The sequence below is a fragment of the Marinomonas posidonica genome (assembly GCF_043643765.1).
GTDB lineage: Bacteria > Pseudomonadota > Gammaproteobacteria > Pseudomonadales > Marinomonadaceae > Marinomonas > Marinomonas posidonica_A.
This window is the reverse complement of the sequence record NZ_JBHZSP010000005.1, coordinates 96,740-117,738: the sequence shown is the minus strand read 5'-3', so window position 1 is coordinate 117,738 and position 20,999 is coordinate 96,740. Positions and strand designations below refer to the sequence as shown.

At 46.5% G+C, this 20,999-nt stretch carries 18 protein-coding genes; 9 read left to right on the top strand and 9 right to left on the bottom strand.

Annotation, left to right across the window (positions count from 1 at the left end):
- Nucleotides 1–23: 23 nt before the first annotated feature.
- Nucleotides 24–629 carry a COG3904 family protein gene (locus tag ACHUFM_RS07340; protein WP_394181015.1) on the bottom strand — a complete coding sequence of 202 codons (606 nt, stop codon included), beginning with the start codon at nt 627–629 and terminating at the stop codon, nt 24–26.
- Nucleotides 630–811: 182 nt separating this feature from the next.
- Complete coding sequence (locus ACHUFM_RS07335) at nt 812–2,302, bottom strand: CoA-acylating methylmalonate-semialdehyde dehydrogenase (RefSeq protein WP_394181013.1); 1,491 nt, start codon at nt 2,300–2,302, stop codon at nt 812–814.
- Between the two features lie 177 nt (nt 2,303–2,479).
- Between ACHUFM_RS07335 and ACHUFM_RS07330 the strand changes: the two genes are divergently transcribed.
- The 4 genes from ACHUFM_RS07330 to ACHUFM_RS07315 all read left to right on the top strand — a co-directional run bounded on the left by ACHUFM_RS07330 (nt 2,480) and on the right by ACHUFM_RS07315 (nt 8,797).
- A complete protein-coding gene (locus ACHUFM_RS07330) occupies nt 2,480–3,388 on the top strand; it encodes a LysR family transcriptional regulator (protein WP_394181011.1) in 909 nt (302 codons plus the stop codon).
- Nucleotides 3,389–3,539: 151 nt separating this feature from the next.
- A complete protein-coding gene (locus ACHUFM_RS07325) occupies nt 3,540–4,652 on the top strand; it encodes an efflux RND transporter periplasmic adaptor subunit (protein WP_394181009.1) in 1,113 nt (370 codons plus the stop codon).
- Nucleotides 4,652–7,741, top strand: coding sequence for an efflux RND transporter permease subunit (locus tag ACHUFM_RS07320; protein WP_394181007.1), 3,090 nt, complete (start codon nt 4,652–4,654; stop codon nt 7,739–7,741). Before ACHUFM_RS07325 ends, ACHUFM_RS07320 begins: the two co-directional genes overlap by 1 nt.
- Nucleotides 7,742–7,816: 75 nt before the next feature.
- Nucleotides 7,817–8,797, top strand: coding sequence for a LysR family transcriptional regulator (locus ACHUFM_RS07315; RefSeq protein ID WP_394181005.1), 981 nt, complete (start codon nt 7,817–7,819; stop codon nt 8,795–8,797).
- Between the two features lie 14 nt (nt 8,798–8,811).
- Here ACHUFM_RS07315 and ACHUFM_RS07310 read toward each other — a convergent pair whose 3' ends face one another.
- A complete protein-coding gene (locus tag ACHUFM_RS07310) occupies nt 8,812–9,036 on the bottom strand; it encodes a DUF1653 domain-containing protein (RefSeq protein ID WP_394181003.1) in 225 nt (74 codons plus the stop codon).
- Nucleotides 9,037–9,181: 145 nt separating this feature from the next.
- Here ACHUFM_RS07310 and ACHUFM_RS07305 point away from each other — a divergent pair, with 145 nt between their 5' ends.
- Genes ACHUFM_RS07305 through astB form a run of 4 tightly spaced genes read left to right on the top strand, consistent with a single transcriptional unit; the run spans nt 9,182 to nt 14,181 of the window.
- Nucleotides 9,182–10,213, top strand: coding sequence for an arginine N-succinyltransferase (locus ACHUFM_RS07305; protein WP_394181001.1), 1,032 nt, complete (start codon nt 9,182–9,184; stop codon nt 10,211–10,213).
- 28 nt (nt 10,214–10,241) lie between these two features.
- A complete protein-coding gene (gene astA / locus ACHUFM_RS07300; protein WP_394180999.1) occupies nt 10,242–11,294 on the top strand; it encodes an arginine N-succinyltransferase in 1,053 nt (350 codons plus the stop codon).
- A gap of 10 nt (nt 11,295–11,304) precedes the next feature.
- A complete protein-coding gene (astD, locus tag ACHUFM_RS07295) occupies nt 11,305–12,777 on the top strand; it encodes a succinylglutamate-semialdehyde dehydrogenase (protein WP_394180997.1) in 1,473 nt (490 codons plus the stop codon).
- Between the two features lie 54 nt (nt 12,778–12,831).
- Nucleotides 12,832–14,181, top strand: coding sequence for an N-succinylarginine dihydrolase (gene astB / locus ACHUFM_RS07290; protein WP_394180996.1), 1,350 nt, complete (start codon nt 12,832–12,834; stop codon nt 14,179–14,181).
- A gap of 99 nt (nt 14,182–14,280) precedes the next feature.
- Here the strand turns inward: astB and ACHUFM_RS07285 are convergent, their stop codons facing one another.
- The 5 genes from ACHUFM_RS07285 to cbiB all read right to left on the bottom strand — a co-directional run bounded on the left by ACHUFM_RS07285 (nt 14,281) and on the right by cbiB (nt 18,059).
- On the bottom strand, nt 14,281–14,685 hold the full coding sequence (locus ACHUFM_RS07285) for a DUF2914 domain-containing protein (RefSeq protein ID WP_394180994.1): 405 nt from the start codon (nt 14,683–14,685) through the stop codon (nt 14,281–14,283).
- A 176-nt stretch (nt 14,686–14,861) separates the two neighbouring features.
- Nucleotides 14,862–15,359 carry a xanthine phosphoribosyltransferase gene (gene gpt / locus ACHUFM_RS07280; RefSeq protein ID WP_394180992.1) on the bottom strand — a complete coding sequence of 166 codons (498 nt, stop codon included), beginning with the start codon at nt 15,357–15,359 and terminating at the stop codon, nt 14,862–14,864.
- Between the two features lie 131 nt (nt 15,360–15,490).
- Nucleotides 15,491–16,000 (bottom strand): bifunctional adenosylcobinamide kinase/adenosylcobinamide-phosphate guanylyltransferase, encoded by a 510-nt coding sequence (gene cobU, locus ACHUFM_RS07275; RefSeq protein WP_394180990.1) that lies wholly within the window; start codon nt 15,998–16,000, stop codon nt 15,491–15,493.
- Nucleotides 15,997–17,115, bottom strand: coding sequence for an aminotransferase class I/II-fold pyridoxal phosphate-dependent enzyme (locus ACHUFM_RS07270; protein ID WP_394180988.1), 1,119 nt, complete (start codon nt 17,113–17,115; stop codon nt 15,997–15,999). Before ACHUFM_RS07270 ends, cobU begins: the two co-directional genes overlap by 4 nt.
- A complete protein-coding gene (cbiB, locus tag ACHUFM_RS07265) occupies nt 17,100–18,059 on the bottom strand; it encodes an adenosylcobinamide-phosphate synthase CbiB (RefSeq protein WP_394180986.1) in 960 nt (319 codons plus the stop codon). The genes ACHUFM_RS07270 and cbiB overlap by 16 nt, the downstream gene beginning before the upstream one ends.
- Nucleotides 18,060–18,136: 77 nt before the next feature.
- On the opposite strand from cbiB, the gene ACHUFM_RS07260 reads away from it, so the two are divergent.
- Entirely contained in the window at nt 18,137–19,615 is a 1,479-nt protein-coding gene (locus ACHUFM_RS07260) for a cobyric acid synthase (RefSeq protein ID WP_394180984.1), read from the top strand.
- A gap of 352 nt (nt 19,616–19,967) precedes the next feature.
- Here ACHUFM_RS07260 and galE read toward each other — a convergent pair whose 3' ends face one another.
- Nucleotides 19,968–20,993, bottom strand: a complete 1,026-nt coding sequence (gene galE, locus ACHUFM_RS07255; RefSeq protein WP_394180982.1) for a UDP-glucose 4-epimerase GalE — start codon at nt 20,991–20,993, stop codon at nt 19,968–19,970.
- Nucleotides 20,994–20,999 lie beyond the last annotated feature (6 nt).

Here is a 20,999-nt window from a genome sequence, read left to right as displayed (position 1 = left end):
TCGCCCCCACCCAACATGATGATTTATTGCGTTGCTAACTGAAGGTCATATACTTCTTCTGGAGACAGAAAATACACCCTATCAGCTGGTGCGGCGGTTAAAGAAAACCAATAAAACCGCTCAGGCACGCCCATCTCCAAATAGAAGTTGACATAAGTCGCGTGGATTGGGTCCGCCACATTAGCACTAGAAGCATTAACACGAGTACCGTCAGACCATGCATGAATTCCAACACCGGCCCCAGCGCCTATGGTTCGCTCAACGCCACCTAGGAATAAATCCACACCACCGGACAACACATAACCGGTTGGCGCAATGTGGGTGTTTAACCCCAAACGTCGAATCAAACGAGCACTGTCCATCGTCGCTTGCTGATCCGTTGACCCCGGCACATCAACCAGCACTAAATCCGTAACATTAGGGTGTTCTGCTAAAAAGTCGGTTAAGTCCGACACCAAATCACTGTCTAATACACCAGACAAATAAGCGGTATTCTCTTCCACTTCAAAGGATAAAGAGTCCGCTTCCAATAGACTTTGATCGTCGATCGTCGCGCAGGCGGATAGAAAGAAAAAAACGATAAGGGATAGCCACTTCAGCACATTCGGTAAAGGCATTTCGATTTTCATAGCGTACTCAATGAACTCAACATCTAAACTAGCTACCATCATACTAGTTTAAAAAAACAGCACTTCCTAGTAAATCGCCGCCATATTGCTGAAAATCGAACGTTTTTCATAAAAAAACCGCTTACTCAAGTAAGCGGTCAAACAAATACATTTCTATTAAATCACTTAGAAATGTCCTGGGACTAGGAAGGAAACGAAAAACTCTTACCTTCACGAACACCGGCAGAAGGCCAACGCTGTGTAATGGTTTTACGCTTGGTATAAAAACGCACCGCATCTGGCCCATACGCATGAAGATCGCCAAACAGAGAACGCTTCCAACCACCAAAACTGTGATACGCCACAGGTACTGGTAAAGGGACATTAATCCCCACCATGCCAACTTCAATATGGTCAGAGAAATAACGCGCGGCCTCACCATCACGGGTAAAGATACAAGAACCATTACCGTATTCGTGATCGTTAATCAAAGTCATCGCGTCTTCCATAGTCTCGACACGAACAATCTGCAAAACTGGCCCGAAAATCTCCTGCTGATAAGAATCCATCTCTTTGGTCACACCATCAATTAAAGTTGCACCAACGAAAAACCCCTTCTCATAACCAGCCACTTGCGGCTGACGGCCATCGACGACAACGGTCGCACCTTGTTGTTCGGCACTGTTGATAAAACCAACCACCTTATCTTTGTGTTCCTGAGTAATGACGGGGCCAAAATCGTTACTTTTATCCGAACATTCACCCACTTTTAAAGGGATCATAGCGTCTTTCATTTTCGCTACTAACTGATCACCGGCCGCTTGACCAACCGCCACCGCCACCGACAACGCCATGCAACGCTCACCGGAGGAACCAAATGCCGCGCCCAAAAGTTGGCTAACCACGTTGTCCATATCCGCATCGGGCATCACAATGGCGTGGTTCTTCGCGCCGCCCAAGGCCTGACAACGTTTACCATTAGCACTGGCCTTGCTGTAAATGTATTCTGCTATCGGCGTGGAACCAACAAAACTCACCGCTTTCACTCGATTGTCTTCCAATAGTGTATCCACGGCCACTTTGTCGCCATTTACCACATTAAACACGCCCGCAGGCAAACCCGCTTCATGCAATAATTCAGCAATAAACAAAGCCGTACTTGGGTCTCGTTCAGAGGGCTTTAATACGAATGTGTTCCCACATACGATGGCCATCGGGAACATCCACAAAGGTACCATGGCAGGGAAGTTAAAAGGCGTTATGCCCGCCACTACACCCAGCGGTTGGAATTCACTCCAAGAGTCAATGTTCGGTCCAACGTTTTTACTGAATTCACCCTTTAGTAATTCTGGGGCACCACAAGCGTATTCCACATTCTCAATACCACGCTGCAATTCTCCAGCCGCATCATGACAAATCTTGCCATGCTCTGCGCCAATCAACTCACAGATTTTATCGGCATGCTTTTCCAACAAAGCTTTGTAATTAAACATGATACGTGCACGCTTCAGAGCGGGTGTATTGCGCCACTCTGGATACGCAGCTTGTGCAACGGTAATGGCTTCTTCCACCGTCTCGCGAGGCGCAATGGCCACTTGCTTTGCCACCTCTCCTGTCGCTGGGTTAAACACGTCTTGCTTTCGTTCAGCCGCTGATGAGGCTTTTCCGCCAATAAGGTGTCCAATCAATTGCATAACAGCTCCATAACCTTGGGTAAAATTCAATTGCGAATTTGATGTTTCAAAAAACGCTCTATTGACGTTACTATGCCAATGGCAATAGATTATAAAAAGTCGATTTTATTAACCCTTAGTTAACCTATAGATTAACTATAAAATACCCAAAGCAATCAATAGAAAGAGCGGTTCTACATGAAAACCTTCCAAAGCCAAATCAGTGATGCCGACCTTAGGATTTTACGAATCTACAAAACTGTGGTGGAGTGTGGCGGATTTTCTGCTGCAGAAGTAACACTCAATATCAGTCGTGCCGCCATCAGCATTGCCATTTCAGATTTGGAAACACGCTTAGGCTTTCGGCTTTGTCAACGTGGACGGTCTGGTTTTTCATTAACCAACGAAGGCAGTCAGGTCTATGAACACACGCTACAATTGTTGTCTTCAATTGAAGACTTCCGCACTCACATCAATGCCATTCACCAACACCTAAAAGGGGAATTAAACATTGGCATTACCGACAACTTGGTCACCTTACCTCATACCCGCATTACCCATTCTCTGGCAGGATTAAAAGACAAAGGCCCTCAAGTCACGGTGAATATTCGTATGATTCCACCAACGGATGTCGAGAGAGGTGTATTGGATGGCGGTTTACATGTTGGGATTGTTCCAGACCTGAAAATTCTCAGTGGCTTAGAATATCACCACTTGTACGAAGAAGAGTCCAAGCTTTATTGCAGTAACACGCACCCTTTGTTCGATGTAGATGATCGAAACATCAGTAAAGCAAAATTAAAAAACTATGATGCCGTATTACCTGCTTACGCTCAAACACCTGAAATCAAAACCCAGTATCAACCATTACAAGCCAGTGCCACCGCCACCGACCGAGAAGGCGTTGCCTTTCTGATATTAACAGGGCGATATATTGGATTTTTACCGGATCACGTCGCCGCACATTGGGAAAGAGACGGCCGAATGCGTGCTATCTTACCCCATGAATGCCGCTATATTACTCAGTTCTCAGCCATTACTCGCAAAGGCGCCAGAACCAATTTGGTATTAGAAACCTTCCTAGAAGAGTTAGAAAAAACAGCTTAACCCTTAAAAAACCGTCCTTAATAAATGCAAAATCATTAGCGATATTCTAATTACAGTATATCTTTAATATATATTTAAAAATTTATATCCCTGACTTAGAGATATAAAATAGATTCATCTAATTATTTTCAATTTATTGACGGAGCAAATAATGGCACGCGCAAAGCGACTAAATATGATGATGGGCGTCACTCTAGCGACTTCGCTATTCTTGACAGCTTGTTCATCCGATAGCCCAGAAGAAACCAGTGTAGAAAAAGACATCATCCGACCAGTTAAGTTACTAACGATCCAATCAACCGATGCAATCAATATCCGTCGTTTTCCGGCTGAACTACAAGCCGGTGAAGAAGCGGACATTGCCTTTCGTGTTGGCGGACAATTACAAACTCTGAATGTCGTCGCCGGACAACGTATTAAAAAAGGCGATTTACTGGCCACACTAGACCCAACGGATTTCAAACTGGAAGTAGAATTAGCGGAAGCCAATCAACGCTTAGCGGAAGCTCAGTTCAAACGTATTCAAACGATTTTCAAGCAAAATGCCACAACCAAAGCAGAATACGATTCAAGTAAAGCCAACTTAGATCAAGCAAATAACGCTCTGCAAACCGCTCGCAATCAGCTTAAATACACCAAAGTATATGCACCATTTAATGGTGTCATTTCGAATGTAGACACAGAAAACTTCCAATATGTCAGTGCGGCTCAACCCCTAATGCACATTCAAGACATCGACAACCTAGACGTTGAATTTGAAGTGCCTGAAAGCCTGGTGGTTAGCATCAAAGGTACGCACTCAGACTACCGCCCACGCGTGATTGTCGACGTAGCACCAACGGAAGTGTTTCATGCCGCATACAAAGAGCATAACACCTCCCCCAATGCGACCACCATGGCTTATGAAGTCACCATGCACTTGATCCGTAACAACACCCAGCACACGTTGCTGCCAGGCATGACCGCCAATGTGGACATTGATGTCAGTACCTTGTTGGGCACTAAGCGCCACATTACCGTGCCTGTCGAAGCGGTCATGCGTCATGAAAACACGCAAACGGGCGAAGCCAATAGCACAGTTTGGGTATTCAACCCAGACACGAACCAAGTAGAATCTCGCGCGGTAGAAGTTGGTGCTTTAGAAGGCACACAAGTAGAAATCATTGAAGGTGTATCATCAGGTGAGCAAGTGGTTGCTGCAGGTATCCATAGCCTGACAGAAGGCTTAGAAGTTCGCCCTTGGACACGTGAGCGAGGCCTATAATGGATATTGCTGCTTATTTCATAAAACGCAAAGTTACCAGTTGGATGATGACACTGATTCTGCTGATTGGTGGCATCATTGCCTTTACCAATTTAGGTCAGCTAGAAGACCCTGAATTTACCATTAAAGACTCGTTAATCATCACCACTTACCCTGGCGCATCTCCAGAGCAAGTGGAAGAAGAGGTAACCTATCCAATCGAACGTGAGCTGCAAAACCTGCCTTATGTAGACAAAATTGTGTCCACGTCTAAAGCCGGTTACTCAAAAGTACAGCTGACGATTAAAGACACTTACCGTGCAGAACAACTAAAGCAGATCTGGGACGAAGTCCGTAAGAAAATCCGCGACATTTCTGGCACCTTCCCATCTGGTGTGAACACACCTATGGTACTGGACGACTTTGGTGACGTGTACGGCGTTATGCTAGCCATTCATGGTGAAGGCTACCCTTATAAAGACCTAGAAAATTACGTGGATTATGTGAAACGTGAGCTGGTGCTTGTCGAAGGCGTGGCGAAAGTGACCGTGGCGGGTGAACAAGACGAGCAAATATCCATTGAGATTTCTCGCTCCAAAATGGCCAATATGGGCATTGCCCCAAGCCAGCTACAGACGCTACTCGCTAATCAAAACAGCGTCTCTAACGCTGGTCGCGTTAAAGTAGGTAGTGAATACATACGCATCAGCCCTACGGGGGAGTTTAAAGACATTTCCGAATTAGAAAACCTCATCGTGGGTACACCCATTGATGGCAACCTAATTCGTTTAAAAGACATCGCCACCATTAAACGTGAATACGTTGAACCGAAAACACACATTGTTGATTACAATGGCGCAGAGTCTTTACTACTTGGTGTCTCTTTTTCTAGCAATGTGAACGTTGTAAAAGTCGGTAATCTTCTTGAAAAACGTATTGACGAATTACAATACCAACAACCCGTTGGTATCAGTATGGACCCGATCTACTTCCAATCGAAAGAAGTCGACCGTTCGGTAGCTAACTTCCTACTCAACCTAGTAGAAGCCGTTGGCATCGTTATTCTGGTGCTCTTGGTCTTCATGGGCATTCGCTCCGGTATTCTTATCGGTATCGTGTTGCTGCTGACCATTTTGGGCACCTTCATTGTGATGGACTATTTCCAAATCAACCTACAAAGGATTTCCCTTGGTGGCTTGATTATAGCGCTCGGGATGTTAGTCGATAATGCCATCGTGGTCACCGAAGGGGTACTCATTGGCATGCAACGTGGTAAAACCAAGTTACAAGCTGCCAGTGACGTCGTGAAACAGACAAAATGGCCTCTCCTTGGGGCAACCATTATTGCCATCACGGCCTTCGCACCCATTGGTTTATCACCGGATTCGGTGGGCGAGTTCGTCGGGTCATTATTCTATGTATTGCTCATTTCACTCTTACTAAGCTGGATCACCGCCATTACGTTGACGCCTTTTTTCTGTGATCTCTTCTTCAAAGAGCAGATCCAAAAAGCGCAGCAAGGAAACACGGAATCCTCACCAGAAGAAAACGACCCATACAAAGGCTTTATCTTTACGGGTTATAAATGGCTACTAGACAAAGCCATGCATTATCGCTGGATCACCGTCACCCTATTAATTGGCAGTTTGTTTACCGCAGGTTGGGCATTTCAGTTCGTCAAACAAGCCTTTTTTCCGCCTTCCACTACCCCAATGTTCTACATGGACATTCAACTACCGGAAGGTACGCACATTGACAGTACTTACGACAAAGTGCGTGAAATAGAGAAAGACCTACTTAAGGATGATCGTATTGAGTTTGTCGCGTCTACCACTGGACAAGGCGCATTGCGTTTTATGTTGACTTACAATGCCGAGCAAACTAACTCAAGTTATGCTCAGTTTATTGTTCGTACTAAAACCAAAGAAGACATTCCAAATTTGCTTGAAGACTTGCATGTCAAAATGAAGCAAGAATACCCTGAATTAGAAGTGAAACTTCAACGCTTGCAATTAGGGCCTGCTAGTGGGGCTAAACTGGAAACCCGTATCAGTGGACCGGATCCGAAGCTGCTGCGTCAGTTCAGCGCTCAAATCCAACAAATTTACCGTGAAGATGGTGGACTAGAAAGCATCAAAGACGATTGGCGTCAGCCTGTTAAAGTCTTACGTCCTCTTTTCAATGATGCTCAAGCGCGTCGCCTAGGCATCAGTAAAACCGAATTGGATGAAGTCTTATTGACCAACTTTACTGGATCGCAGATTGGCTTATACCGCGAAGGGACAGATTTATTACCCATCGTACGTAAAGCACCAGAAAGCGAGAGTATGTCGATTGACCAGATCCGTGATCTGCAAATCTACAGTCCTGCTTCCGGGTCTTACGTCACACTTTCTACCTTAGTCTCTGGGTTTGAAACAGTGTGGGAAGATCCAATTATCGAGCGTCGTGATCGTAAACGTACTATCACGGTCATGGCAGATCCGAAAATTCTAGGCGACGAAACCGCGATGGCGATTTTTAATCGTACCAAAGATAAGATTGAAGCCATCGAACTGCCACCGGGTTACGAATTAGAATGGGGTGGTGAATACGAAAGCAGTACCGACGCACAGGCGAACATTTTCAGTGCTTTGCCTATGGGTTATTTGTTCATGTTCATCATCACGATTCTGTTGTTTAACTCGATTCGTGTGCCATTGACTATCTGGTTCTGTGTACCGCTGGCGTTAATTGGTGTGTCGACTGGTTTGTTGGTGATGAACTCCGCATTTAGTTTCATGGCGCTACTCGGGTTCTTGAGTTTGTCGGGGATGACGGTGAAAAACGGCATCGTACTGGTTGACCAGATTAACTATGAGTTAGAGCAAGGCACAGACACCTACGAAGCCATCTTTAACTCTGCGGTCAGTCGTGTGCGACCTGTTTGTATGGCGGCCATCACCACGATTCTAGGGATGATTCCTCTGCTATTTGATGCCTTCTTTGAAGGCATGGCAGTAGTAATTTCCTTCGGTCTGGGCTTTGCTACCATTTTGACCTTGATCGCCGTACCTGTGTTCTACACCATGTTGTTCCGTGTGAAATACCGATCTCACAAGGACTTCTAGTAGCACATCCACTTACGGAACGAGTGTCTTGCGATTGTCGCAGGATACTGTTCCGTCTTAATCATCGAGAAGATTATGCATTTAGACGAAATCTTAAAACTGGACATTAAGTTGCTCGTCGCTTTCGTTACCATTATGGAAGAAGGCAGCGTCTCCCGTGCCGCTGAAAAATTGGGGGTCACTCAACCGGCGTTAAGCAAAAGTCTGCAAAGACTACGCGAGCTATTTAAAGACTCTTTGTTTACTCGTCAGGCATACGGTCTTACACCAACAGCAAGAGCAACGGAATTGCATGATGCGATTCAGCCTATACTCAGTTCGTTATCGGATCTGATGAGCCCCAACGCATTGGATCTCAAAACCCTAGACAGACGCTTCAAACTACGAGCAGATGAAGGTGACCTAGAAAACTTCATCGAAGCCCTGTTAGCATCCATGCATTACGAGGCTCCCAAAGTACGCTTATCGATCAGTTCTTGGGGAGAGTCGCATTTTGAGGAAATCATTTCTGGCAATGCCGACCTTGGCATTATGCGTGTTAGTGATACGCCAAACAATGTTCGCAGTAAACTGATTGGCTACATGGAAGTTTGTATCATTTTGAGCGAAGCTCACCCTTTATTTAAGCAAGATAGCGTCACAGTGTCCGAGCTATTGGATCATAAAGTCGTCACCCACCATTTGCGCAGCGAAAACAAAACGTCTTTTTCCAAAACAGAGCAAAAGCTAAAACAAAAGGGGCATATCATCCAGCCCTCTTTGGAAACTGACAGTCTTATGGTTGCTATGCAAGCGGTCAAGCGTGGTATGGCACTGGTAACCTCTCGCTCTATTGGCGACTTGTTCCTACAAGTCATGTGCGAGCAAAACAATTTCTACCCCGTAAAGCTAATCGAAATCCCACAAGAAGTGATTGAATTAGATGAATACAATGGTCGTCATCCGATACATATCTGTTGGCATGAAAGATTCAATAACGATTTAGCACATCGCTGGCTTAGAGAGAAAATCATCACATTTATGCGTGAGTCTTCTTGGATGCACCCACCGACCTAGATCGTTAAACACGATTATTTCGCGTTGCGAGTGCTGCGAATCCACTCAAAGCGCGGAATCTCTTCACCATTGACCTCCACACTTTCCAAAAACATACTTTTTGGTCTAGCCCACCAGCCAAACTCACCATACAGAGCTTGATATACCACTAACGCTTCTTCCGTCTCACTGTGTTTAACCACACGCTCGACCCAGTACTCTGCCCCTTTATAATGCTGATACACACCAGATTTCACCATTTAGCACCTCACTCTTACTAAAAAACGACCCATTTAAGCCAACATATGGAAAATTAGGTCGCAAATACAAAAAAAACAAACTTACCAAGCCAAGCTAAGTGGGCAATAATCACATCATCATTTAATGTCGCCTTCAGGATCCAGCATGTACCTCGTTCGACCCGCCGATTTTGCCGATTTACCCGCCTTAGAGCGACTTGCCAAGCAAGCCGGAATTGGATTCACCAATTTGCCAGCCAACCGTGAGAGACTCAATGACAAGATTGCGACCTCAAAACGTTCAATGCAAGCCGACATCCTCCAGCCAGGAGAGGAATCCTACTTGTTTGTCTTAGTGGATACTAGCCATAATAAAGTCGTTGGCTGTTGTGGTATTGATGCCATGGTGGGAACCGATGCACCTTTCTACAGCTATCGCATTGATGAAGTCGTACACGCTTCACCACAATTGCAAATACACAATCGCATTCCTGCGCTCTTTTTATGTCATGACTACAATGGCACCAGTCGATTAATAGCCTTAGTAATCGACAAAGCACATCAAAATCCCCTCGCCGTATCATTACTATCAAAAGCTCGCCTGTTATTTATTGCCCGCTACCCACAACGCTTCACCAAACGCTTGTTTGCAGAACTCAGAGGTGAAAGCGATAAGCAAGGGCACTCGCCTTTCTGGGACGCGCTAGGCAAACACTTTTTTAGCATGGATTTCAAAAAAGCGGACTACTTGTCTGGCGTCAGCAACAAACACTTTATTGCTGACCTTATGCCAAGGTACCCAATCTATGTGCCAACCTTGCCAGAAAATGCACAAGAAGTGATTGGCGTGATCCACGAAGATTCCAGCCAAAGTGCAGACATTTTATTAAATGAAGGATTTGAATTCCGCGGCTATGTGGATATTTTCGATGCAGGGCCAAGCATCGAAGCACAAACTCACAGCGTGCGAACCATCGCGACTCAACAAATGGGGAAAGCACTGAGCATCAATCCGACCCAACAAGCTAAGCAACATTTGATTGCTACCGGGCATCTTGAGCACTTTCTCGTTACCGTAGCGGCCGCAGAGCCCCAAAGCGCAGGGTTAGGCATAGACAAAACCACATTAGAACAATTAGGCATCAAAGTTGGCAGCCGAATTCAATGGTCTGCTCTACCCTTAACAACAGACAAATAAAACACATTACAATCACGAGGACACCGTCATGATGGTCATACGCCCAATTCGCGAAGGCGATCTAAAGTCACTTTACCGACTCACCGAACTAACCGGCATCGGCTTTACCTCCTTGGTCACTGACGAATCCATGTTACAAAAGAAAATCGACCGCGCCGTCCAATCTTTCGCTCGAGAAGACATCCAACAACCAACCGATGAAGACTACTTAATGGTATTGGAAGACACCACCACAGGACAAATTGTTGGTACCTGCGGCATGTTAGCCACCGTCGGCTTAGACGAACCTTTTTACAGCTACCACCTTGGCACCATTACCCACGCTTCTCGCGAACTCAATGTACACAATGCGATTCCGACGTTAATTCTCAATAATGACTTCACCGGCTGCAGCGAAATTTGCACCCTATTCTTAGAAGAAAGTTATCGCCATTCTAAAAACGGCCAACTATTATCAAAATCTCGCTTTATGTTTATGGCGCAATTTCCAGAACGTTTCACGGAAAAAATCTTTGCCGAGATGCGCGGTGTCAGCGATGAAAATGGAGTCTCACCCTTTTGGGAAAGCCTTGGTCGCCACTTTTTTTCCATTGATTTCAAACAAGCTGACGAACTCACGGCGCAAGGCAACAAACAATTCATCGCCGAACTGATGCCGAACAACCCTGTGTATGTCAACTTATTACCCAAAGAAGCTCGAGAGGTCTTGGGAGAAGTTCACAAGAACACCGCCCCAGCTCGACGCTTATTGGAAAAAGAAGGCTTTCGCTACGAAAACTACGTGGACATTTTTGATGGTGGACCCAGCTTAGAAGCACGAGTTCAAGATATTCGTGCGGTACGAGACAGTCGCTTAAAGGATGTTGAAATAGCAGAATGTCCGGAAGCACCGGAAGCGCCCGTTTATCTGGTGTCGAACACAAAAGTCGAAACATTCCGCTGCTTATTGGTACAACGCAGTGTCTCTCATAAAGGGCCCATACTATTAACTCAGCAAGAAGCGGATGCACTTTGCTTAAGCCACGAAGACCAAGTTCGCATCGTGGAACTGTCATCCGATCCCCAAACGACAACCGTCTAGGAGAGAGAGTATGAAACAAGCACACTTTATCAATGGCCAATGGCAAGTTGGCGAAGGTCAAAGGTTTCACTCAATCGACCCAAGTGATGCTAGCCAAGTTTGGCAAGCCAACAGCGCGACACAACAGCAGGTGAATCTGGCCATTGAGGCGGCACGTCGAGCCTTTCCTAGCTGGGCAAATCTGCCACTTGAAGAGCGTTTGATCTTCATCGAACGTTTTGCGGATTTATTAAAAGCGCACTCTGAAGACATCGCGACTCTGATCAGCCGTGAGACAGGTAAACCCTTGTGGGAAACTCGAACAGAAGTCGCGGCAATGATCGGCAAAGTAGCCATCTCCCAACAAGCGTATCACGATAGAACCGGCACCAAAGAAAACCCTATGCCAGGTGCCAAAGCCGTCTTACGTCACCGCCCACACGGCGTCGTCGCGATATTTGGCCCCTACAACTTCCCAGGGCACTTACCAAATGGTCACATTGTACCCGCACTGATTGCAGGCAATACTCTGGTATTCAAACCCAGTGAACAAGCTCCTGCCACGTCAGATCTGATCGTTCAGCTGTGGCAACAGACGGGGATCCCTGACGGTGTGCTCAACCTAACACAAGGTGAGCGAGACACAGGCGTTGCTCTAGCGAATCATCAAGGCATTGATGGGTTATTTTTTACCGGTAGTCCAGAAGTCGGCCACCTATTGCATCGCGAGTTTGCGGGCCATCCAGGAAAGATTTTGGCCTTAGAGATGGGCGGCAACAACCCTTTATTGGTGTCTGAAAAAGTGTCCGATCTAAAAGCGGTCACACACGAAATTCTTCAGTCTGCCTTTATTTCAACAGGCCAACGCTGTACTTGCGCCCGACGTTTACTGGTGCCCATAGGCCCACTTGGAGACCAAATCATAGAGAGCCTAGTGGCGGCAACCAAAGCCATTATTGTGGATCGTTTTGATGCTGACCCTCAACCTTTTATAGGCCCTTTAGTGTCGGCCAATGTGGCTGAAAATATCCTAAAAGCTTTCCATTCCCTAGTAGATTTGGGCGCAACGCCTTTGCTCGACATGACCAGAGGCGCACCGCAAACAGGCTTTGTAACACCAGGTATTGTTGACGCGACTAAGATTCAAGACCGACTCCCTGACCAAGAATATTTTGGCCCTTTATTGACCGTCATTCGATATGACTCAATGACTCAAGCCATGGAGATTGCCAACAATACGCGTTTTGGTCTCTCTGCAGGCTTGTTGTCGGATGAACGAGACGAGTATGAATACTTCTTGCAGCACAGCCGAGCGGGCATCATTAACTGGAATCGCCAAACAACGGGTGCCTCAAGCGCTGCCCCATTTGGCGGCACAGGGGCCAGCGGCAATCAAAGAGCGAGTGCTTACTACGCTGCTGACTACTGCGCTTACCCTGTCGCCAGTATTGAAGTCGACAAACTAACCGTGCCAGAAACGCTCGTTCCAGGTCTGACGCTGTAAACAAATTTCTAGGCATGTCGCCCCTTAACCTAATGACGACTGAAAGAGGTCAACATGAACTCAGCAACCGAAGCCAACTTTGACGGTTTAGTTGGCCCAACGCACAACTACAGCGGCCTTTCCTTTGGCAATGTCGCTTCCCTTAACAATTCCAATCAAGCATCAAACCCTAAAGCGGCGGCAAAACAGGGGTTGGAGAAGATGAAAGCCTTAGCAGACATGGGCTTCGCACAAGGTATCTTAGCGCCTCACGAGCGCCCACATTTGCCGACATTACGTCAATTAGGCTTCACTGGTTCGGATGCTCAAATACTGGCTAACGTAGTCAAAAAAGCGCCAAAACTATTGGCAGCGGTCAGTTCGGCTTCTTGTATGTGGACAGCAAACGCCGCCACCGTATCACCAAGTGCTGACACACAAGATGGCAAACTTCATTTTAGCGTGGCGAATTTAGCGAATAAATTTCACCGCTCCATAGAGCATGAAACCACAGGGGAAATTTTACGTGCCAGCTTTGCTGATTCTCAGTATTTCAGCCATCATAATGCCCTTCCCAGCGTTGAGCACTTTGGTGACGAAGGGGCGGCCAATCACACGCGTTTCTGTGATCAGTACGATAACACGGGGGTCGAGTTCTTCGTGTATGGTATGGAAGCCTTTAACTCTGCTGCAGTTAAACCCAACCGTTTCCCAGCTCGCCATACCTTAGAAGCCTCACAAGCCATCGCTCGTCGTCATGGATTACAAACGTCCCAAGTCGTCTATGCGCAGCAAAATCCGGATGTGATTGACGCTGGCGTCTTCCACAATGATGTTATCGCAGTGGGCAATCGCAATGCACACTTCTACCATCAACAAGCTTTTCTTGATACGGCAAAAATGAAGCAGGATTTACTCAATGCGTGGGGAGACCGAGCCAGCCAATTTCACTTTATTGAAGTGCCAACTGACGCCGTCTCCGTACAAGATTGCATTCAGTCTTATTTGTTTAATAGCCAGCTACTCAGCCGTGGTGACGATGACATGATATTGATTGTCCCTAGTGAATGCCAAGCCAATGCCAACGTCTGGCATTACCTTCAATCATTATTGGCTTCACGCTCACCCATTAAAGAAGTGAAAGTCTTCGACCTAAAGCAAAGCATGAGCAATGGCGGGGGCCCTGCTTGTTTACGCCTTCGCGTGGCCTTAACCGCCGCAGAAAGACAAGCTGTTAACCCTTCCATATGGATGACTGACCAACGCTTTGCGCAACTAAACCGATGGATTGACCGTCATTACCGTGATCGTTTAGTAGAAGCCGATTTAGCCGATCCAGCACTCCTTACCGAAAGTCGCACTGCACTGGATGAACTCACACAATTATTGAACTTGGGCAGCATTTACCCGTTTCAACAAGGCTAAAGCCGATATGCCTCTAAGAAAGAATAAAACCCATTCATGACATCATGAATGGGTTTTATGGGGAAACCTCGGAATCTATAATCTTAGTATAAAATGGCGCTACTCTTCATCGACATAGTCAAAAGAATGGGATTCAATCACTTCGCCGTCTCGCACTACATCGACACGCCATTTGCCATCAAAACCTGGCATCAAACGTTTACTGGACCAAACACGCCAACGGTCCCCACCAATCTCAAACGACACATCCGCCATATCTTCACCATCAAGAGTCCAATGGTGAGAGACTTCACTGCCCGACATGTCTCGTAAATCAGTAAAAAAATACACTCGCTGAATCGCGCCATATTTGACTTTAACCTCTTCACCTATGTCATCAATGGGTTCGCGATCCACCACATCCGTTGCGAACTGCGCTCGAGCAACCGAACCCTCTGCCCAGGCTGATATTGCCAGCATTGACAATAAAGCGACCAAGGCGACTTTCATTAACCTAATACTCATATAAAATTCCTGTAAGAGTGATAAAGCAGGTTAAAAACGACAAAATGTGTTCGTCACTTTTTCTGTTAAATAATATTTAAATGTAGACTATAAAGCGGCAAGAAAAACGAGAGATTTGTGTAAATTTGCAAACTCTCGTTTTTTATTTCAGGAATTCAATAAGATAGGAATTGAATCTAGATTGGCTGACGGTCAGCCAGAGGCGTAGAGAAGGTATATTCCATGTCCCAAGGGAATCGAATCCAAGTGTCTTGGCTCACCTCGGTAACAAAGGTATCAACTAATGGTTTGCCTGCGGGTTTGGCATAAATGGTCGCAAAGTGTGCTTTCGGCAACATGTCACGCACTTTCGCTGCCGTACGACCAGTGTCGACAAGATCATCGATCAGAATGAACCCTTCGCCATCACCGTCCACGCCTTTTAACACATTTAAATCGCCTTGCTTCATTGCCGCGCCACCTTCTTCATCAGCACCGTAGCTCACAACACAGATGGTATCTATTAGGCGAATGTCCATTTCGCGACACAAGATAGCCGCAGGCACCAGACCACCACGCGTGATCGCAATAATGCCTTTCCAAGGGCCTTGCTCAAGCAAACGCCAAGACAAAGCACGTGCATTTCTATGCAGCTCTTCCCAAGAAACAGGAAAATCTTTTGAATAAGGGGTCATCAAGGCTCCTATGCTTTAAAGCTATCGTAATTCAAAAATTAATAGATCGTCTTAAGAAAAAGACTCAGCACATAAACAGCATGTACAGTGAGTATTGATTCAAAGGACGATGTTAGGTAATGGAAGGCATGCTATTTTAACGGCATTGGCAGTCCGGCCGCAACAAAAGTGGCCCGATCGGTCAATTTAACCAAAGCCTGATTGAGCATTCCCGCCTCATCCGCAAAGCGTCTAGCCAATGCGTTCATCGGCATAATCCCCAAACCAACTTCACTGGAAACTAACACCAAATCCCCTTGAAATTGCTCCACAGCACTCAATAGAGATTGGCGTTCGCGCTCAAAGGTTTGATCATCCTCAAGACATAAAAGGTTGCTGAGCCACAGACTAAAACATTCCACAATCACCGCCTGCTGCGTATTATTGAGACGATGAAGTGTTTCAGCCAAAGCAATCGGCTCTTCAATCAGTTGCCATTGCTCCGGACGATTCCGTTTATGCCGCTCAACTCGTTGCGCCATCTCATCATCCCAAACTTGAGACGTCGCCACATAACAAACTGGCTTACCGGTTTCTGCCACCAAATCTTGTGCAAAGGCACTTTTACCACTACGAACGCCACCCAGTACCAAATGCTTCATGCTAAATCTCGGCCTCCCGCCCCTTTTAATAATCGTATTAACAAAGCGTCTAACGTCTCTATTTCCGACATAGCCGGCATCGCGACACGTATCCAACCATCCCCTAAACGAGTATGCACCCCCACCTCATGCAACATAGCAAACACCTGTTCTGCATAACCTTGATCTGATAGGCGCCAAGTCACAAACAAAGGATGAAGGGTATAATCTTGTGAGTCGAAGATGGTATGGAACTTAGGTAACACTTTCTCCGAAAAGTAGCGTTGCCGAGCTTCTAAACTGTCCTTTGCCGCCAACTGCCATGCGGTATCCTGCAAAGCCAAATCCACTAGATGCAAACTGGCACTGGCCACAGGCCAAGGTCCCATTAGATTATTTAAACTCTGCTGCCAGTCGGGGTGACAAAAAGCAAAGCCTACTCTCGCACCGGCCAAACCAAAAAATTTGCCCACTGAACGCAATACAAACAAAGCATCAAAACCATGCTGACCCTCGATTTGTTCATCAATGTGTTCACCCAATCGGTTCAATAGACTGAACTCAGGCTGAACATCAATAAACGCCTCATCAACAACAAACCAAGCCTGTTGTTTTTTCGCGTGAGCCAACACGTTCAAAGCCAATTCAGAATCCGTCCACTCCCCAGTCGGGTTATTTGGATTCACCAAAACAGCGGCCGTCCAAGACTGATCAAGTAACTCTCTTAAGTCATCATAATAAGCCAGTTCAAACCCCCATTTTTGCCAGGCAAAAGCGTGCTCTTGGTAACCAATCCTAGGGACAAAGACACGATTGGACGGGTTACATTCTGAGGTAAGCTGCTCACGCTTCAAGATGGGTAAAGCTTCGATGATTTGTTGACTGCCGGAAGCAATCACAGTGGGGCGAACACCATAATAGGACTGTGCCGACTGCATTAATGCCGCTTGATCTGGTAACGCCATCCAAAGGGCTTTAGGGAAATCAGGAATTGGCCAAGGTTCGCGATTACAGGCGGAAGACAAATCCAACCAGGTTGAAGCCTGATCGCCTTCTTGTCGTTGCCAGCGCGCTAAATCCCCGCCATGCGGCAAACTGGCCACGTCTAAATTGGCGTTATTTAAAACAGCAGACATATGACCAATCCCCATAAGTACACGCTTCTGTCCACCAGCTCAACGGCTCGTATCAGGTCTTTTGGTTGAGCCTGCTCCCCTTCGCCTAAAACCGGGCGCTCTTCTACTTTGCCAAAATAGGGCGCACTTCCACCGACTTGAATACCTAACGCCCCAGCCCCTGCCGCCATGACTGGACCAGCATTAGGGCTTTTCCAACTGGCGGAGGGACGACGAGCAGAACGCAACGCCGCCTGCCATTGACCACAGGCACCATAGGTATAAACCACCAAGCGCGCGGGCAAATAATTCAACACATCATCGCAACGCGCCGCGAACCAACCAAAGTGAATAAAGGTGTCATTTTTGTAACCCCACATGGCATCTAATGTGTTGGCAAGACGATAAAGCAAGATCCCCGGCACACCGGCAACCACGAACCAAAATATCGGCGCAAAAATAGCATCGCTGCCGTTTTCTAGCACGGACTCAACACCCGCTTTCGCCACCTCTTCCTCACTTAAGTTTTGTGTGTCACGGCTCACAATATAACCAACCGCCTGTCGTGCTTGCGGTAACCCAGATGAATCGCCTTGGACGGCTTTCTGCAAGGGGTCAGCAATGGCAAACGCATGCTCCCTTAAACTCTGCCAACCAATAGCAAAATACACGATCAATACTGAAAGGCTGCGGTCTAACCAAGTCGGTAACAACCAAAACAAACCACCTAAAATCAATAACCAAGGAATAACGGCCAACCCCCAAGCGATAACACCCGCTCGTTTTTGTTGACTAGCTTTAGCCGTATGAGGCGCCACCGTATATTGGCGCACCAAATCCACCCATCGGCCAAACCAAACCAATGGGTGCCATGATTTAGGCTCCCCCATTAATCGGTCCAGCAGCAAAGCAATGATTAAAATGAGGGCATTCGTCGATATAAAGTCAAAAATTGAAGTCATCATGAATATTGGTCGTTTTTCAGTGATCGAAACATTGGGTAGAATTCTACCACCTTATTGACTTAAAACGTGATGACTTCATGCCTGCCTTTAGCTTAATGGTCCAAGGGACAACCTCTGATGCTGGGAAAAGCACCCTAGTGACAGCACTATGCCGGCTCTTAGTAAAACGCCAACTCTCGGTTGCGCCCTTCAAACCACAAAACATGGCGCTGAACAGCGCGGTCACCCAAGATGGTCATGAAATCGGCCGCGCTCAAGCGGTACAAGCGCAGGCGGCTTACTTAGAACCCCATGTGGACATGAACCCCATACTGCTCAAACCCAACACAGACACCGGCGCCCAAGTCATCATTCAAGGCAAAGCCGTGGGCAACATGAATGCAGTCGGCTATCACCAATACAAAAGCATCGCCAAGCAGGCCGCTTTGGATTCCTACCATCGTCTTGCCTCACACTATCAAACGGTATTAATTGAAGGCGCGGGCAGCCCAGCTGAGATCAACCTACGCGCTCGTGACATTGCCAACATGGGCTTTGCGGAAAGCATTGATTGCCCTGTCATCATCATTGCCGACATAGACAAAGGCGGTGTCTTTGCTCATCTAGTTGGCACATTAGACCTGCTCAGCCAAAGCGAACAAGACAGAGTAATCGGCTTTGTGATTAACCGTTTTCGCGGGGACATTAGTCTATTACAGTCTGGATTAGATTGGTTAGAAGAACGAACCGGAAAGCCTGTATTAGGGGTCTTACCCTATTTGACAGGGTTTCATTTAGAATCAGAAGACGCCGTCGCCCAAAGTCCCATCAAGGACCATTCGACAGACAAACTGCAAGTGGTCATTCCCATAATGCCACGCACCAGTAATCATACCGATTGGGATGCCCTGCGCTTGCACCCAGAGGTACAAGTCACATTAGTGGGTGCCAATGAGCCAATTCCAGCGGCTGATCTCGTGATTTTACCGGGCAGCAAAAGCGTACAAAGTGATCTGGCGTTTCTACGCCAACAAGGCTGGGAAAGCTATTTACAAAAACACCTTAGATACGGTGGTAACGTCATTGGTATCTGCGGCGGCTTTCAAATGCTCGGAGAGCACCTATCCGATCCCCTTGGGCTAGAAAACCAAACACCAGGCACACAAACCAATGGCTTTGGTTTTATCCCCATGACAACCGTCTTAAAAGAAGAAAAACAGCTCAAACAACGACAAGGTAAACTGATACAGGAACACGCTGAGATCACAGGTTATGAAATACACTCAGGCGTGTCTCAATTCACTCAAGCCCATGCCCCCTTGGTCGAACTGGAGAATGGCGAAGTAGAAGGTTATCGATCTGCCGATGGACAAATCATCGGCACCTACCTACACGGTTTATTTGACCATCCAGATGCCCTAAACGCCCTACTTAACTGGGCGGGACATCAACAAAGCCAAGCTTTTGATTATCGCCAACACAGAGAAAGCGAAATTGACCGACTGGCCAACAGCGTTGAACAACATATGGACATAGATGGGCTTATTGAGACTTGTCGTGGGTTTAACCAGATTTAGTATTTAGCCCTTTTAAGACAACCCCCTCCAACTCCCCCTTATTAAGGGGGAGAGCCTAGTAATTTGCTCCCTCCCCTTTATAAAAGAAGAGCCCAGTAATTTGTTCCCTCCCCTTTATAAAAGAAGAGCCTAGTATTTTGTTCCCTCCCCTTTCGAAGGGGAGGGTTAGGGTGGGGTTATAAAATTTGCTCCCTCCCCTTTATAAAAGAAGAGCCCAGTAATTTGTTCCCTCCCCTTTCGAAGGGGAGGGTTAGGGTGGGGTTATAAAATTTGCTCCCTCCCTTTATAAAAGGAGAGCCTAATATTTTGTTCCCTCCCCTTTCGAAGGGGAGGGTTAGGGTGGGGTTATAAATTACCTGTCACCAAACCCATTAGGATTTTGGCTTTGCCATTGCCAAACATCTCGACACATGTCTTCTAAAGTTAGCGAGACTTCCCAATTCAACTCGGCTTTGGCTTTGTCTGCATTCGCATAAAACTCAGCAATGTCACCGGCTCGTCTTGGTTCAATTGCATAAGGAATCGAATGACCACAAGCTTTTTCAAATGCAGCGACTACCTCTAATACACTGTAACCTTTTCCAGCCCCCAAGTTATAAGCTTCAATACTAGCCGATGGCTGTTCTTCTAGTTTCTGGAGTGCTTTGATATGGCCTAGAGCCAAATCCACAACATGAATATAGTCACGTACGCCCGTGCCATCGTGAGTCGGATAATCCCCACCGAACACACTCAGTTTTTCACGTTTACCGACGGCAACTTGAGCAATGAAAGGCATAAGGTTATTGGGAATGCCATTTGGGTCTTCACCGATTAAACCACTTGGATGCGCACCAACAGGATTAAAATAGCGCAACAAAGACACATTCCATCTTGGGTCCGAAACAAAAGCGTCTTGTAAAAACTGCTCTATCATCACCTTAGTACGACCATAAGGGCTCGTCGAACTTAAAGGAAAATGCTCCACATAGGGAATCGGGTTATGCTCGCCATACACAGTAGCAGATGAACTGAACACAAGATTAAACACCTGATGCTTTGCCATCACTTCTAACAACAGCAAAGTGCTGGTCAGGTTATTGTGGTAATAGGTGATAGGAATCTGAGTGGACTCCCCAACTGCTTTTAGCCCAGCAAAATGAATAACAGCATCGATACGGTGTTGTTCAAAAATAGCCTCAATGGCGAACCGATCAAGCAGATCCGCTTCATAAAAAGTCACCGATTGATTGGTAATGGTTTGGATACGATTAAAAACTTCAGGGTTGGCATTACAGAGATTGTCCACCACAATAACTTCATACCCTTGCTGCAACAGCTCCACACAAGTATGACTGCCAATAAACCCCGCACCACCTGTGACTAAAATCTGTTTCATTCCATT

Coding starts and splice junctions, on each gene's coding strand:
- ACHUFM_RS07325 (WP_394181009.1), top strand. CDS start 3,540: ATGGCACGCGCAAAGCGACTAAATATGATGATGGGCGTCACTCTAGCG.
- ACHUFM_RS07335 (WP_394181013.1), bottom strand. CDS start 2,302: ATGCAATTGATTGGACACCTTATTGGCGGAAAAGCCTCATCAGCGGCT.
- ACHUFM_RS07315 (WP_394181005.1), top strand. CDS start 7,817: ATGCATTTAGACGAAATCTTAAAACTGGACATTAAGTTGCTCGTCGCT.
- astA (WP_394180999.1), top strand. CDS start 10,242: ATGATGGTCATACGCCCAATTCGCGAAGGCGATCTAAAGTCACTTTAC.
- cobU (WP_394180990.1), bottom strand. CDS start 16,000: ATGAAGCATTTGGTACTGGGTGGCGTTCGTAGTGGTAAAAGTGCCTTT.
- ACHUFM_RS07285 (WP_394180994.1), bottom strand. CDS start 14,685: ATGAGTATTAGGTTAATGAAAGTCGCCTTGGTCGCTTTATTGTCAATG.
- ACHUFM_RS07270 (WP_394180988.1), bottom strand. CDS start 17,115: ATGTCTGCTGTTTTAAATAACGCCAATTTAGACGTGGCCAGTTTGCCG.
- astD (WP_394180997.1), top strand. CDS start 11,305: ATGAAACAAGCACACTTTATCAATGGCCAATGGCAAGTTGGCGAAGGT.
- ACHUFM_RS07340 (WP_394181015.1), bottom strand. CDS start 629: ATGAAAATCGAAATGCCTTTACCGAATGTGCTGAAGTGGCTATCCCTT.
- gpt (WP_394180992.1), bottom strand. CDS start 15,359: ATGACCCCTTATTCAAAAGATTTTCCTGTTTCTTGGGAAGAGCTGCAT.
- ACHUFM_RS07260 (WP_394180984.1), top strand. CDS start 18,137: ATGCCTGCCTTTAGCTTAATGGTCCAAGGGACAACCTCTGATGCTGGG.
- ACHUFM_RS07305 (WP_394181001.1), top strand. CDS start 9,182: ATGTACCTCGTTCGACCCGCCGATTTTGCCGATTTACCCGCCTTAGAG.
- astB (WP_394180996.1), top strand. CDS start 12,832: ATGAACTCAGCAACCGAAGCCAACTTTGACGGTTTAGTTGGCCCAACG.
- ACHUFM_RS07330 (WP_394181011.1), top strand. CDS start 2,480: ATGAAAACCTTCCAAAGCCAAATCAGTGATGCCGACCTTAGGATTTTA.
- ACHUFM_RS07320 (WP_394181007.1), top strand. CDS start 4,652: ATGGATATTGCTGCTTATTTCATAAAACGCAAAGTTACCAGTTGGATG.
- cbiB (WP_394180986.1), bottom strand. CDS start 18,059: ATGATGACTTCAATTTTTGACTTTATATCGACGAATGCCCTCATTTTA.
- galE (WP_394180982.1), bottom strand. CDS start 20,993: ATGAAACAGATTTTAGTCACAGGTGGTGCGGGGTTTATTGGCAGTCAT.
- ACHUFM_RS07310 (WP_394181003.1), bottom strand. CDS start 9,036: ATGGTGAAATCTGGTGTGTATCAGCATTATAAAGGGGCAGAGTACTGG.